At 72.7% G+C, this 14316-nt stretch carries 15 protein-coding genes; 1 reads left to right on the forward strand and 14 read right to left on the reverse strand.

The genetic code is table 11. The features are described 5' to 3' along the window. Positions 1-5 precede the first annotated feature (5 nt). The 11 genes from KGD84_RS22895 to hisI form a co-directional block, all read right to left on the reverse strand. On the reverse strand, positions 6-983 hold the full coding sequence (locus tag KGD84_RS22895; protein WP_220562450.1) for a DsbA family protein: 978 nt from the start codon (positions 981-983) through the stop codon (positions 6-8). Between the two features lie 48 nt (positions 984-1031). Further along, positions 1032-1538 (reverse strand): MauE/DoxX family redox-associated membrane protein, encoded by a 507-nt coding sequence (locus tag KGD84_RS22900; protein ID WP_220562451.1) that lies wholly within the window; start codon positions 1536-1538, stop codon positions 1032-1034. A gap of 336 nt (positions 1539-1874) precedes the next feature. Beyond that, positions 1875-2681, reverse strand: a complete 807-nt coding sequence (gene trpA / locus KGD84_RS22905; RefSeq protein ID WP_220562452.1) for a tryptophan synthase subunit alpha — start codon at positions 2679-2681, stop codon at positions 1875-1877. Then, a complete protein-coding gene (trpB, locus tag KGD84_RS22910; RefSeq protein ID WP_220562453.1) occupies positions 2681-3898 on the reverse strand; it encodes a tryptophan synthase subunit beta in 1218 nt (405 codons plus the stop codon). Before trpB ends, trpA begins: the two co-directional genes overlap by 1 nt. 258 nt (positions 3899-4156) lie before the next feature. Further along, positions 4157-4963 (reverse strand): indole-3-glycerol phosphate synthase TrpC, encoded by an 807-nt coding sequence (trpC, locus tag KGD84_RS22915; RefSeq protein ID WP_220562454.1) that lies wholly within the window; start codon positions 4961-4963, stop codon positions 4157-4159. 254 nt (positions 4964-5217) lie between these two features. Next, entirely contained in the window at positions 5218-5598 is a 381-nt protein-coding gene (locus KGD84_RS22920) for a CD225/dispanin family protein (RefSeq protein ID WP_220562455.1), read from the reverse strand. Between the two features lie 40 nt (positions 5599-5638). Continuing rightward, on the reverse strand, positions 5639-6064 hold the full coding sequence (locus KGD84_RS22925) for a DUF2752 domain-containing protein (RefSeq protein WP_338151187.1): 426 nt from the start codon (positions 6062-6064) through the stop codon (positions 5639-5641). A gap of 199 nt (positions 6065-6263) precedes the next feature. Next, positions 6264-6635: a CD225/dispanin family protein gene (locus KGD84_RS22930; protein WP_220562457.1), complete on the reverse strand. Its 372-nt coding sequence runs from the start codon at positions 6633-6635 to the stop codon at positions 6264-6266. 315 nt (positions 6636-6950) lie between these two features. Next, positions 6951-7223, reverse strand: a complete 273-nt coding sequence (locus tag KGD84_RS22935) for an HGxxPAAW family protein (protein WP_220562458.1) — start codon at positions 7221-7223, stop codon at positions 6951-6953. Then, complete coding sequence (locus KGD84_RS22940) at positions 7223-7972, reverse strand: Trp biosynthesis-associated membrane protein (protein ID WP_260697150.1); 750 nt, start codon at positions 7970-7972, stop codon at positions 7223-7225. The genes KGD84_RS22935 and KGD84_RS22940 overlap by 1 nt, the downstream gene beginning before the upstream one ends. Continuing rightward, the gene (gene hisI, locus KGD84_RS22945; protein ID WP_220562460.1) at positions 7969-8313 is read right to left on the reverse strand and encodes a phosphoribosyl-AMP cyclohydrolase; all 345 of its coding nucleotides are present in this window, start codon (positions 8311-8313) and stop codon (positions 7969-7971) included. The genes KGD84_RS22940 and hisI overlap by 4 nt, the downstream gene beginning before the upstream one ends. 151 nt (positions 8314-8464) lie before the next feature. Here hisI and KGD84_RS22950 point away from each other — a divergent pair, with 151 nt between their 5' ends. Beyond that, positions 8465-9469 (forward strand): sugar isomerase, encoded by a 1005-nt coding sequence (locus KGD84_RS22950; RefSeq protein ID WP_220562461.1) that lies wholly within the window; start codon positions 8465-8467, stop codon positions 9467-9469. Between the two features lie 13 nt (positions 9470-9482). Here KGD84_RS22950 and KGD84_RS22955 read toward each other — a convergent pair whose 3' ends face one another. From KGD84_RS22955 to KGD84_RS22965, 3 genes are all read right to left on the reverse strand, one after another. Beyond that, positions 9483-11339, reverse strand: a complete 1857-nt coding sequence (locus KGD84_RS22955; protein WP_220562462.1) for an ABC transporter ATP-binding protein — start codon at positions 11337-11339, stop codon at positions 9483-9485. After that, on the reverse strand, positions 11336-13312 hold the full coding sequence (locus KGD84_RS22960; RefSeq protein ID WP_220562463.1) for an ABC transporter ATP-binding protein: 1977 nt from the start codon (positions 13310-13312) through the stop codon (positions 11336-11338). Before KGD84_RS22960 ends, KGD84_RS22955 begins: the two co-directional genes overlap by 4 nt. 269 nt (positions 13313-13581) lie before the next feature. Beyond that, positions 13582-14160, reverse strand: a complete 579-nt coding sequence (locus KGD84_RS22965; RefSeq protein ID WP_220562464.1) for a peptidoglycan-binding domain-containing protein — start codon at positions 14158-14160, stop codon at positions 13582-13584. Between the last annotated feature and the right edge of the window lie 156 nt (positions 14161-14316).

The raw sequence follows: 14316 nt of genomic DNA on the forward strand, positions 1-14316 counted from the left end.
GGGTGTTACTGCGCGTCACCCCCGTTGTCCAACGGCTGGGTCTCGACCTTACCGGGGTCGGCGGAGGCGATGGCTTCGGAGAGTCCCCGGACCGTCATGGCGGTGTTGTTGTCGAGCAGGACGCCGTTGAGGTAGACGGAGGGGGTGCCGCGGAACGCGTTGTCTCCGCTGTAGCGAGTGTAGGCGCTGCCCGTGGCGTCGATGAGCTCGCCGGTGTAGGTGCCGTCGAGGAACGCGGGGTCGTGGCCGTTGTCGGCGCCCCAGGCCAGCAGGTCGCTGAGGACCATGGTGCCCAGGGTCTCCTGGCCGATCTCCCGGACGGCGTCCTCGGTGAGTGCGGGGAGGAACTCCTCGGTGAACTCGGTGACGACGGCGGCCTCCTCCTCCAGGCGGGCGCCGAACTCCTGCTGCTGTTCGGGCGAGGTCTCCAGTTCGGCGAACCACTGCTCGAGCTGGTCGGTGGAGAAGCCCTCGCGGCCCTCGGTGGGCTGGTTCTCGAAGAGCAGGTCGTTGTACTCGACGAAGACGCCGTGGTCGGCGGCGATGCGGGCGGCGGCGCCGCCGCGCAGCGAGTTGCTGCTGATGGGCACCTGCTGCTGGGCGAAGATGCTCACCGGGCGGAAGTGGACGATGGCCTCGCCCTGGGCGGCGCGCTCCTTGAGCAGGCTGCCGTTGGTGAGCTCGAACTGGCGGCAGGCGGGGCACTGGTAGTCGGCGTAGATCTCGACGACGGGGGCCTCGACGCCCTCGTTCGCCATGACGACGCTGCCGTCCTCCTGGAGGGTCTGGGTCGCCAGGGGGCCCGTGTAGCCCTCGTCGCGGTCGGAGTTGAGCACGGCGTAGCCGATCCCGACGATGAGGACGATGACGGCGGCGGCGACGCCGATGACGATGAGGTTCTTGCGCCGCGCGGCGGCCTTCTTCTCCTTGGCCCGCTGTTCCTTGAGCCGTTCACGGGCGCGCTTGCGCGCTTCGCTCCCCATGTGGTGTTCCTTCTGTTCCTGAGTCGGGGTGTGGTCGTGGGCCGCGGGTCAGCGGAAGAGGCCGAGCGGGCGGTCCAGGGCGAGGGGTGAGCGGGGCCACAGGGCGATGAAGGCCCCCAGTGCGGCGAAGCCGATGTCGCGGGCGATGGAGAGGCCGTAGGTGGTCTCGCCGGGGTCGACGGCGCCGCCGCCGCCGAAGCAGCCGCAGTCGATGCTCAGCCCGCGGGCCATGGCCGAGAGGATCCCGGCGATGAAGACGACCATGAGCAGGGCGGTGACGGCTCCGGTGAAGCGGGTGGCCAGGCCGACCAGGAGCAGGACGGCCAGGGCGAGCTCGAAGAGGGGGAGGGTGTAGCCGATGAGGCGGGCGATCTCGTGGGGGAAGAGGTCGTAGGCCTCGACGGCCTGGACGGAGAGCGCGGGCGGGTACTTGGAGACGGCCGCGTAGATGAGGATCCCGGCGAGGGCGATGCGGCAGGCGAGGGTGAGCCAGGGCTGGACGGCGGCCCAGCGCGACCCGGGGGCGGGGGCGGGGGTTTCGTCGGGTGTGTCCATGTCGGGGGCCTTCGGGGTTCGGGGGCCGATAAGTTGCACTCTGCACCCATTCAATCGCTCTCGGTGACCATGCAGATCCTACCGGCTGTGATCGCCCGCTGACTCCGGGCGCTGGAACCGGGGCGCGTGAAGAGGCGGACCCGGCGTCCGCCGCCCCCCAATCACACCACCGCGGGGCCCCCGCGCGCGGCGTTTCCCCGAGCCCGAAGGTCCCTTCTCACCCGATTCTCACCGGCTTAACCTTCTTAACCCCGCCCTTGACCGGCCCGGACACAGGGAACGGGCCGCCCCCGGGTGTGGGGGCGGCCCGCCTGCGTCCTGCCTTCGGCGTCCCGGTCAGCGGGACCGGACGCCCGCCGCCAGTTCCTCGGCGAACGACGTCACCGCGATGAGCCCGGTCTCCAGGTCCGGGGCGTCCAGCACCCGCTGGCAGAACCCGGCGCCGACGATGACGCCGTCGGCGTAGGCGGCGACCTCGGCGGCCTGCGCCCCCGAGGAGATGCCCAGGCCCACGCAGATCGGCAGCCCCGACTCGCGGGTGGCCTCCCGGGTGCGCCGCACCAGCTCGGCGGCGGTGCCGGCCACCTGGGTGCGGGTCCCGGTGACCCCCATCAGCGAGGCCGCGTACACGAACCCGCTGCACGCCCGGGTGGTCAGCTCCAGCCGCCGGTCGGTGGAGGAGGGCGCCACCAGGAAGATCCGGTCCAGGCCCGCGGTGTCGGAGGCCGCGATCCACTCCTGCGCCTCCTCGGGGATGAGGTCGGGGGTGATGACCCCGGCCCCGCCCGCCTTGGCGAGGTTCCCCGCGAAGCGCTCCACTCCGTAGCGCTCGATCGGGTTCCAGTACGACATGACCACGGCGGCCGCGCCGGTCTCGGCGGTCGCCTCCACCACCCGGAACACGTCGTCGGTGGTGGTCCCCGCCGCCAGCGCGGCGTCGGCCGCCCGCTGGATGGTGGGGCCGTCCATCATCGGGTCGGAGTAGGGCAGGCCCACCTCGATGACGTCGCAGCCGCCCTCGACCATGGCCCGGACGACCTTGATCGAGGACTCGACGTCGGGGAACCCGGCCGGGAGGTAGCCGATGAGGGCGGCCCGGCCCTGGGCCCGGGCCTGGGCGAGCTTGTTCTGGAGGGTCGTCATCACGCCTCGTCCTTACCGTCGATCAGGCCGAAGTAGGCGGCCGCGGTGTCCACGTCCTTGTCGCCGCGCCCGGAGAGGTTCACCAGGATCACCGCGTCGGGGCCCAGCCGCTCCCCCAGCTTGCGGGCCCCGGCCAGGGCGTGGGCGCTCTCGATGGCCGGGATGATGCCTTCGGTGCGGCACAGCAGCCGGAAGGCCTCCATGGCCTCGGCGTCGGTGATCGCCTCGTAGTTCGCCCGGCCGGTGTCGGCGAGGTAGGCGTGCTCGGGGCCCACCGCCGGGTAGTCCAGCCCCGCGGAGATGGAGTGGCTGGGCAGCGTCTGCCCGTACTCGTCCTGGAGGACGAAGGTGCGGGCGCCGTGGAACACGCCGGGGCTGCCGGAGCTGATGGAGGCCGCGGTGCGGGGGGTGTCGGCGCCGTCGCCCCCGGCCTCGAACCCGTACAGGGCCACCAAGGCGTCGGGGATGAACGCGGCGAAGACCGCCATGGCGTTGGACCCGCCGCCCACGCAGGCCGCGACCGCGTCGGGCAGCCGGCCGACCCGCTCCAGGACCTGCTCGCGGGCCTCGGCGCCGACCACGAAGTGCAGGTCGCGGACCAGCTTCGGGAAGGGGTGGGGGCCGGCGACCGTGCCGAACAGGTAGTGGGTGCGGTCGACGTTGGCGACCCAGTCGCGGAACGCCTCGTTGATGGCGTCCTTCAGGGTGCGGCTGCCGATGGTGACGGGGACGACCTCGGCGCCGAGCATGCGCATCCGGGCGACGTTGAGCGCCTGGCGGCGGGTGTCCTCCTCGCCCATGTAGATGACGCACTCCAGGCCCATCAGGGCGCAGGCGGTGGCGGTGGCCACCCCGTGCTGGCCGGCGCCGGTCTCGGCGATGACGCGGGTCTTGCCCATGCGCTTGGTGAGCAGGGCCTGGCCCAGCACGTTGTTGATCTTGTGCGATCCGGTGTGGTTGAGGTCCTCGCGCTTGAGCAGGATGCGGGCGCCGCCGCAGTGCTCGGAGAAGTTGCGGGCCTCGCTCAGGGCGCTGGGGCGGCCGGTGTAGTCCTTGAGGAGCTCGGCCAGCTCGGCCTGGAAGGCCGGGTCGTGGCGGGCCTTCTCCCACTCGGTCTCGACCTCGTCGAGGGCGGCGATGAGCGCCTCGGGGGCGAAGCGGCCGCCGAAGCGGCCGTAGTGCCCGCGCGCGTCGGGCAGCTGCGGATCGTGGCTCATGGGACTGTCCTTCGGGTGCGGGGCCGACGGCCCACCCCCCTCGCGCGGGCGCACGGGCGGGGTGCGCGCGCCGACCGTTCCGTGCGCCGCGGCGTGTCCTGGGCCCGCGGCGCGTTCTGACTTCGGGTCAACGCGGCGACGGGAACCCGCGAACGCGCACGCTGCGCGGCGGGTTCCCTAGAGCCATCGCCATCGGCGGCCGGTGCGGGCCGTGATGGCGGTGTGCGCCGTCGTTCCTCCCATGGAGCCGTCCGTCCCCTAGTTCCGGTCGCGCAGGGCGGGGTGGGCCCCGGCGGTGACCAGGTCGGCGACGGCCTCGCGCGGGTTGCGGCCGCGCACGAGGCTCTCGCCGACGAGGACGGCTCCGGCGCCGGCACCGGCGTAGGCCAGCAGGTCGTGCGGCCCGCGGATGCCGGACTCGGCGATCTTGACGATGTCGGAGGGGATGCGGGGGGCGACGCGGGCGAAGGTGTCCCGGTCGACCTCCAGGGTCTTGAGGTTGCGCGCGTTGACGCCGATGACGGTGGCCCCGGCGTCGAGGGCGCGGTCGACCTCCTCCTCGTCGTGGACCTCCACCAGGGGCATCAGGCCCAGGGAGCGGGCCCGCTCCACCAGGGACACCAGGGCCTCCTGGGGCAGGGCGGCGACGATGAGCAGGACGGCGGAGGCGCCGTGGACGCGGGCCTCCCACAGCTGGTAGGAGCTGACGACGAAGTCCTTGCGCAGCAGCGGGGTGTCGACGGCGCGGGCGACGGCGCGCAGGTCGTCGAGGCTGCCGTTGAAGCGGCGCTGCTCGGTGAGGACGCTGATGAGCGCGGCCCCGCCGGCCTCGTAGTCGCGGGCCAGGGCGGCCGGGTCGGCGATGGTCGCCAGCGGGCCCTTGGAGGGGCTGGCGCGCTTGACCTCGGCGATGACGTGGACACCGGGGCGGCGCAGGGCGGCTTCGGCGTCCTTCGGGGTGGGCGCCGACGCGGCCTGCTCCTTGAGCGCGTCCAGGGGCAGGGCCTCCTGGCGCTCGGCCAGGTCGGCGCGTACTCCGTCGAGGATCTCGTCGAGCACGCTCACGTGGTTACCGCTCCCTATCGTCGTGGCCGGGCGCGGCGCTCGCACAGCTGGGCGGGCCGCGGGGCGCGGCTCGGCCCGCTGGGCCTGCTTCGCGCCGTGTGCGCTCATCGTATCGACCCCCGGGGCCCGGAACGCCGCCGCCCCCGCGCACACGGCGTGTGACGGGGGCGACGGGTATGCCCTGGGAGGCCGGTGTGTGCGGTCGGCACGCGCGATCCGAGGGGATTCGTCCCGGACCGACTCGGTCCACACCCCTAGTAGTAGGTGGTAGTGGTGCTCGCCGAACCGACCAGCACGATTCCAATGAACATGAGCACGATGTAGATGACGGCGATCACTGCACCGAGGATGAACAGCACAAGACTGATGATGCCGAGGGTCTTCGCGGTCTTGGCCGCGTCCTGTGCGCCCGCGAAGTCGCCCGAGTCCCATTTGCTGTTCACCTGAAGCGAGAAGACCAGGCCGATGATCCCGAGCACCGGGATACAACTGAGGATCCCCAGAATGTTGTGCACCAGGTAGGTCTTGGGACGATCGCCGGGCGGTTGCTGGGGCTGGCCGCCGAAGCCGCCGGGGGGAGGGCCGTAGCCGCCGGTCGGGGGACCGTAGCCTCCGGTGGGCGGTTGGTAGCTCATGTCGTGGGCCTTTCGACTTTCGGGGCGGACGGGACGTCGGTCACCAGCCGGGGAACAGTGGTGTCCCCGGCGCCAGGAAGGAGAACCAGGGCAGGTTCCTCAGCACCCAGAAACCCGTGATGACGATGGTGAGGGTCCACAGGAACCAACTCGGTGTGGGTCTGGGGGGTGCTTTGGGCGGGCGGACCGTGGAGACGATCCACTGCGCGTACGCCCACAGGATGTACGGGGCGAGCAGGACCAGCAGCGGGTTCATGCTGATGGCGCCGAGGATGTCCCCATGGGTGGTCAGCGCGATGGCGCGCATGGTGCCGCAGCCCGGACAGAAGGTGCCGGTCATCAGTAGCCAGGGGCAGGTGGGGTAGTTGCCCGGTTCATTGGGATCCACGAAGTGGAGCAGAGTCGCCCCGGCCAGCACGAGCGCTCCGGCGCTCAGCGGCCACACGGGCGGCGGGACCCTGTGCAACCTGCGCAGGATCCGCTGCCCGAGGGGCAGAGGCGCGTGTTCGTCGGGCCCGCCGGTCCCGGTCCGAGGGTCACTCTGTTCAGGCTGCACGTGAACCAGCTTAGGCATCGTCGGGTTACGAACGGGTTCTGCCCCCGGACGCCGGACGGCGTTCGGGGGCAGAAGGGGACTTCTCGGTATCCGCCTAGTGGCTATCCACCTAGTAGCTGTAGCTGCTGGTGGAGGCCGCCATGGCTCCGAAGACCACGAACATCAGGATGTACCAGAGGATGATCAGGGCCCACATGATACCGGCGGAGATGAAGGCCCACTTGGTCCACTTCTTCGCCTGGGCCTGGGCCTGCATGGCACCGGCCTGGTCGCCGCGGTTCCACAGGTCGTTGACCTTGGTCGCGTTGATGAGGGCCGGGATGGCGAACGGCCAGCAGCAGAAGATCGCGACGATGGCCCAGACGAGCCCGTTGTCGGGAGGGGTGGCGCCGGGGGGCGGGCCGTAGCCGCCGCCACCGGGGGGCGGGCCGTAGCCGCCGGGTCCGGGGGGACCTGCGGGGGGCGGGGGACCATAGCTCATGGGAACAACTTTCCAGACTGCGGACAAGGGATTTTCGGCTCGCGACGTGCGGCAGGGCAGACGGGACCGACGAAGGGGCAGGGTCGGATCACCGGTGCGATCACGCCGCGGGCGACTACGCATGTTGCCAGACCGGGGGGACGATCCACCAGTCGGCCGGTACACGCGGTCACGGCCGGTGGAGAAAATCTACCCGCCCCATGGGACCTTCGTCCATTTTCCGTTACTCAGTCGTTGTGAGCTGCGGATTCTCCGGTTCTGTCCGGAAGTGGCCGTGGAATCCCCTGGGGCGGGCGTGTTCGGGGCGCGAGCCGGCTAGGCGGCGACCTTCTTGCGAGACGCTTCCCACTCTTCGCGGGTCGGCGGCACCGGGCGCGGCTCCTTGCGGCCCAGGCCGACCTTCTTCATTACACCGGCGATGACCGCCAGGACCACACTGGCGCCCAGGCCGATCACGGTCCAGGTGATGAGGTCCCCGCCCAGGATGATGGCGGCGGCCGCCACCGTCCAGGCGACGATCCAGGAAACAGTGAGGAACCAGGCGGAGACGGTGTTGCCGTGGTCGTCGTGGTGTTCGTCAGCGGCCATCAGGGCTTCTCCTTCGAGTCGGCCGACCTCGGGGTCGGCGGTGCGGGTTCGGTGCCGTCCCCGGTGGCGGCACCGCCCGCGGGGCGCGCGGGAGCGGTGTCGCCGTCGGGGGCGTCGAGTGTGGGGTCGTCACCCGCGTCGAGCGATTTCCACAGGTCGGCGGGTGTGCCCGTGGCGTTCGCGCGCGGTGCGGCGTCCCGATCGTACCGGGTCCCCATGCCCGGCCAGGCGGGGGCGCGGAGGAGGGCGAGCACGCCGGCGGCCGCGATCAGCGCGGCGCCCGCGGCGGCCATGGCCGGGCTTAGCCGCCAGGAGCTCGGGGTCCCGGCCGCGCGGGCGGTGCCCGCGGCGGCGGCCGCGTCGACGGCCTCGGCCAGCGCCGCGGGGCGCGCCGCCGCGACGACGGCGCTCAGGGCGTAGCCGCCGCCCAGGGCGAGCAGGGCGCCGATGAGGCGGCGCGCCCACCCGCGGGCGGCGTAGATCCCGGCGATGCCCGCCAGCGCGGCCCAGCCGATCCCGGCCGGGACCCCGGTGAGGTCGCCGCCGGTGATCTGCACCGGGGCCGGCACGACCGGTCCGGCGGTGATGAGGTCTCCGGTGGCCCAGGCGCGTCCGGCGGAGGCGAGCAGCAGCCCGGCCCCGGCGGCCAGGCCGAGGACGGCCGCGCCGAACTCGCGGCGGGCGCGCCGCGCCGCCGGGTCGGCGGGCGGCGCGGCGGCGGTGGTCTCCTCGGGTGCGGGCGGGGTCACAGCAGGCGCCCGGCGTCGAAGCAGGTGCGGTCGCCGGTGTGGCAGGCCGCCCCGGTCTGGTCGACCTTGAGCAGCAGGGTGTCGCCGTCGCAGTCGAGTGCGACGGACACCACACGCTGGGTGTTGCCGGAGGTGGCGCCCTTGACCCAGTACTCGCCGCGGCTGCGCGACCAGTAGGTGGCCGCACCGGTGGTGAGGGTGCGGTGCAGGGCCTCGTCGTCCATCCAGGCGAGCATGAGGACCTCGCCCGTGTCGTGCTGCTGCACGACGGCGGGGACGAGTCCGTCCTCGGTGCGTTTGAGGCGGGCGGCGATGGCCGGGTCGAGGCTGGTGACGCTCATGTCCTCCAGGTTATGGCCGCCCGTCGGCCGGGTGTCACCGGGGCGTGTCCAGTGCGGGCCGCGGGCGTTCCGGGGCGGCGGGTGTCCTAGAGTGCGCCCGGAGCCGCCGTGCACGGCGGACGCGAGCAGACGAACGGATGTGGGGGTTCCCGTGACGGCCCAGGCCCTGTCAGCCGACCTGGCGGAGATGCCCGCCTCCCTGAACGCGCTGGCGGAGCGGTTCCCGCGCTGGGACCCGTACGCGGCGCTGCCCGCGCTGCTGGACGACGAGCCCGCGGCGGTGCGGTTCCTGGGGATCGGCGCGGCCCGGGGCGTGTGCGAGGTGGCGGCGGCGCGGCTGAGGCTGGCCGGCATCGGCGCGGTCGCGGACTCCTCCGCGTCCGCCCAGGAGCCGCCCGCGGGTCCGGAGACCCTGGTGGTGGGGGTGAGCCTGGGCGGCGGCCAGCGGGAGCTGTGCACGGTCCTGGACCGGTACGTGGGCCGCTCCCCCGTGGTGGTGCTGGCCGCCGCGGGCTCCGAGGCCGTGGTGGCGCGGTACGCGGACCTGCTGGTGCCGCTGCACGCCGGGGACGAGCGGGCGGGGCTGGGCTGCCGGGCCTACCAGCACGCGCTGGGGCTGGCCCTGCTGCTGGGCCACCGGCTGGGCGCCCCGGTGCTGGGCGGCAGCCGCAACCTGCCGAGCCTGCTGCGCCGGTCGGCCAACGCGGTGCAGGCGCTGCTGGCGTCGGCGCACACCTGGGTGCCCGAGGCCGCGCGGGCGCTGGAGTCGCCGCACGGGGTGCACCTGGTGGCGCCGGCCGAGCGCACCGCGTCGGCGGTGCAGGGCGCCCAGCTGCTGCGCAAGGGCCCGGTGGCGGTGGCGCACACCTGTGAGACCGGCGAGTGGTCGCACACCGACCGGTACCTGGCGGCGGTCACCGACTACCGGGCGCTGCTGTTCGCCGGGTCGGCCTACGACGAGCGGTTCTCCGAGCACCTGGGGCAGCTGCGGGGCCGGTTCGTGGCGGTGGGCCCCACCCCCGGGCGCGAGAGCGTGCCGGGGGCGGAGCTGACCGTGCGCTACCCGGGCGACACCGACCCCGACGTCGCCCTCCTGGTCGAGACGGTGGTCCCCGGCCTGGTCGCCGCCCACCTGTGGCGGGAGTCGGGCCGGTGACCGGCGGCCCCGGTCACGCCGAGGAGCGCACCCAGGAGGCGTACAGGTCGGCGTAGACGCCGGGCCGGGACACCAGTTCCGCGTGGGAGCCGCTCTGCACGATGCGGCCGTCGTCGAACACCAGGACCCGGTCGGCGGCCTCGGCCGTGGACAGGCGGTGGGCGATCGCCACCGAGGTGCGGCCCCGGGTGAGCCGGTCCAGGGCGCGCTGGATGCGCATCTCGGTGTGCGGGTCGACGGCGGAGGTCGCCTCGTCCAGGACCAGCAGGTCGGGGTCGGCGACGTAGGCGCGGATGAGCGCGACGAGCTGGCGCTCGCCCGCCGACAGCGACTCCCCGCGCTGGCCCACGGGGGTGTCCAGGCCGTGGGCGAGGCTGTCCAGCCACTCGTCCAGTCCCAGGTCGGTGATGGCGGTGCGCAGTTCGGCGTCGGTGCTCTCCGGGCGGGCGAAGCGGATGTTGTCGCCCAGGGAGCTGTCGAACAGGAATCCCTCCTGGGGGACCATGACGACCCGGCCGCGCAGCGACGAGAACGCGATCTCGCGCAGGTCGGTCCCGTCGAGCAGGACGGTGCCCCGGTCGGGGTCCATCAGCCGGGTGAGGAGCTTGACGAACGTGGTCTTGCCGGACCCGGTCTCCCCCACCACGGCGAGCCGGGTGCCCGACTCGATGGTCACCGTCACGTCGTCCAGGACGACGGGGCCGTCCGGGTAGGAGTAGGTGACGCGGTCGAAGTCGACCCGCACCGGTCCGCGCGGCAGCACCGTCCCGGCCTCGCCCGGGTCGGAGATGTCGGGGACGGTGTCCAGCACGCCCAGGACGCGGCGCCAGCCGGCGATGGCGTTCTGCGCCTCGTTGAAGATCTCGGTGGCCATCATCATCGGCTGGATGAACAGGGTCATCAGGAACAGGAACGCGATGAGGCGGCCCGCGGTGAGGTCGCCGTCCAGGCCCAGCCAGACCCCCAGCAGGACCACGGCGGTGTTGCCGACCGCCGAGACGATCTCGGCGAACGGGGACACCGCCACCGACAGCCTCTGGGCGCGCACCTGGGCGCGGCGGGTGGCGACGACGGTGGTGTCGATGCGGCGGGCGGTGCGCTCCTCGGTGCCGTGGGCGCGGATGACGGCGGCGCCCATGACGGTCTCGCCGATGACGCCGAGCATGTCGCCGGTGTTCTCGCGGACCTTCAGGTAGGCCTTGGACAGCAGCTTCTGGAGCCAGCGCACCCCGAACAGCAGGGGCAGGAAGCACACCCACACCACGATGGTGAGCTGCCAGGAGTAGACCGCCATGAGGACGGTGGCGATGAGCAGCTGCCCGGCGCTGACGATGAGGAGGATGCCGCCCCACTGCATGAACGTGCTGATCTGGTCCACGTCGCTGGTGACGCGGGAGACCAGGGCGCCCTTGCGCTCGCTGTTCTGGGTGAGCACGGACAGGTCGTGGACGTGCCGGAACGCCTTGCGGCGCAGGGTCGCCAGCCCCGACTCGGTGGCCTTGTACAGGCGCACGTTCATCAGGTAGGAGCAGACCATGGTGACGACCAGCAGGCCCGCGCAGACCGCGACCATGCGGACGACGAAGCCCAGGTCGGGGCCGCCGGAGGCGGAGATGCCGTTGTCGATGATCTGCTGGACGGCGATGGGCACGACGACCTTGCCGACGGTGGCGATCACCGCGAAGGCGAGGGTGAGCCACAGGCCCTTGGCGAACTCCGGGGACAGGCGCAGGCCGCGCTTGAGGGTGTCCATCGCGGAGTCGGTGGAGCGGTGCAGGGACACCGAGGAGTCGGCGCGTCCGGGGGCCGCGTCCCGGGACCCCGCGGGTTCGCGCTCGTCTTCCTCTCGGGTGGGTGCGGGTGCGCTCATCGGCTCGTCTCCTCGGTGAGGTCGTCGCCGCGGACGGCGGCTCGGCGGGTGGGGTCGACGGGGGCCGGGCCCTCCGGGACGGGTGCGCGCGCGGCGTCGTTCTCGGCGGAGGCGCGCTCGTAGGCGGTCACGAGCCGGTTGTAGCCGGGTGAGGTCTCCAGGAGTTCGGTGTGGGTGCCGCGGGCCAGGACGCGGCCGCGTTCGAGGTAGACGACCTCGTCGGCGAGCTCGATGGTGGCGCGGCGGTAGGCGACGACGACCACGGTGGCGGAGGCGTCGCGTTCGCGCAGGCCGCCGAGGATCTGCGCCTCGATCTGCGGGTCGACGGCGGAGGTGGCGTCGTCCAGGATGAGCAGCCGCGGGTCGCGGACCACGGCGCGGGCCAGGGCCAGGCGCTGGCGCTGGCCGCCGGACAGGGTGGTGCCCTTCTCCCCCAGGGGGGCGTCCAGGCCGCCGTCGAGCTCGGCGATGAACCCGTCGGCGCGGGCCAGGCGCAGCGCCGCCCACACGCGTTCGTCGTCGATGTCCTCGCCCAGGGTGATGTTGCCGCGGACGGTGTCCTCGAACACGAAGGTGCTCTGCGGGACCAGGGCGGCGTGCCGGGGGATCTGGTCGCGGGCCAGTTCGCGGACGTCGACGCCGTCGTAGGAGACGGTGCCCTCGTCGGGGTCGACCAGGCGCATCAGGACGGTGGTGAGCGTGGACTTGCCCGAGCCGGTGGGGCCGACCAGGGCGACGGTGCGGCCGGGGGCGATGTCCAGGTCGACGCCGTCCAGGACGGTGGTGCGCGGGCCCTGCGCGTCCTCGGACATGAGGTCGCGGCCGTCGCTGTCGTAGGAGTCGGCGTAGGAGAAGACGACGCCGCGGGCGCTCAGGGCGATGCCGCCGGCGCTCTCGTCCAGGGTGCGGTCGCCGTGCTCCATGGAGCCCTCCGAGCGCAGCACCGACTGGACGCGGTCCCAGCCCACGACGCTGCGGGGCAGGTCGCCCAGGATCCACCCGAAGGAGCGGACGGGCAGGGACAGCAGGGTGAACAGGAAGGCGATCTGGACGAGGTCGCCGGGGTCGATGGAGCCGGTGGACAGCCGCCACATGCCCAGCAGCAGGACGGCCAGGACGCCGAGGTTGGGCAGGGTCTCGATGACGGGGTCGAACATCGAGCGCATGCGGCCGACCTGGATGAGGGCGTCGCGCAGGCGGTGGGCGGACTCGGTGAAGCGCTCGGTCTCGGTGTCCTCCCGGCCCAGGGTCTTGACGACCAGGGCGCCGTCGAAGGACTCGTGGGCGACCCCGCTGACCTCGGCGCGCAGTGCCTGGGCGCGGGAGGCCATGGGCGAGACGCGGCGCTGGAAGACGACGTTGACCAGGACCAGGAAGGGGAAGACGACGAAGGCGACCAGGGCCAGCAGGGGGTCGGTGACGAGCATCGCGACGGCGGCGATGACGAGCATGAAGACGCTGCCCACGGCCATCGGGAGCGGGGCGAGCGGCTGCCAGGCGGCCTCGACGTCGGCGTTGGCGTTGGACAGCAGCTGGCCGGTGGGGTGGCGGTGGTGCCAGGCCAGCGGGAGTTCGAGGTACTTGCGGGCGACGGCCCGGCGGTAGCGGGCCTGGAGCCGGAACTGCATGAGGGCGGCGAGCATGCGGCGCATGGCGATGCCGACGGCCTTGCCCAGGCCGACGGCCATGAGCAGGGCGCCCGCCCCGACCAGGGCGGCGGTGGTGGTGGCCCCCTGGTCGAAGGCCGGGATGATCGTGTTGTCGGTGAGGTACCCCAGCACGGAGGCGGAGCCGACGGTGACCGCGGCGTGCAGCATGGCGCCGACGACGGCGACGCCGAAGATCCACGGCTCGGTGCGGGCGGCGACCCACAGGACCTTCATGCCCCGGCCGAACACCCCCCGGTGGGCGGCGGCCGAGCCGTCGGCGTCCTCCTCGGTGCGTTCTCCCGCGGTTGCCGTGCCCTGCGCCATGCGCCCCCCGTTCTCCTTGCGCGCGCGGGCGGGCCCTCTGGGAGGGTTCCCGGCGCGGACCGTCCACGGTGCCCCGGCCTCCGGGCATGCCGAAGGGCACGGGGCACGTGCGGTGCCAACTTATCCAGCGGCACCGACAGGTTCCACCGGATTGTTTCAGCGCCCGACCGATCGGTGCTATTCCGTCCAGCCGATGACGAAGCGGACACGGGTCCGGCCCCCCGAGGGGAGGGGCCGGACTCCTGGTGGGGCGGGATCCTAGGGGATCCTCACTTGTCGTAGTCCTGGTAGGTGACCAGCGCGCGGAACGTGTACGCGCCGGTGATGCCGTCGACGCCGATCCCGAAGAAGTCCTGGACCCAGCGGACGGCGTCCTCGGTGTCCGGGCCGTAGATCCCGTCGACGCCCAGGTGCGCCTCGAACTTGGCGTTGATCAGGTGCTGGACGGCGCGGACGACGTTGCCGCGGGAGCCGGGCCCGTACTCGCCGAAGGTCTGCTCGCGCAGCAGCAGCCAGGTCTCGGCGTTCAGGGTCCCGCTGTCCTCCAGGTCGTTGGCGGCCTGGTAGTTGAGGACCGCGGCCCGGAACTCGCCGTCGAACTCGGCGTCCTCGGCGCCGGGGTCGAAGCCCTGCTCGGTGATGAGGAGCTTGGCGGCGAGGATGTCGGCGTTGACGTCGCCCATCGAGTACTCGGGCCAGGGCGTGGCCTCGATCTCGGCGAGGGTGTCGTCGGACGTGGCGGCGAGGTCGTCCGCCGAGGCCGCGGAGGCGCCCGTGAGCGCCGCGGCGGTCGCGAGCAGAGCCGCCGCCAGAAGGGCGGTGATGCGTGTGGTGATGGTGCCTGACATGGAGGCCGGTCCTTTCCCCGTGTGTCGTCCCCGTCACATGGTGGGATGTGCGGGGTGCGCACCGCGTTCACAAATCCGCCGCCAATACCTCCAAAAAGACAGACTTCCTTATCCCCATGGGACATTTTGTCCAAGTCGTGTGAACCCGGCGGGGGT

The sequence above is a fragment of the Nocardiopsis changdeensis genome, assembly GCF_018316655.1.
Classification (GTDB): Bacteria; Actinomycetota; Actinomycetes; order Streptosporangiales; family Streptosporangiaceae; genus Nocardiopsis; species Nocardiopsis changdeensis.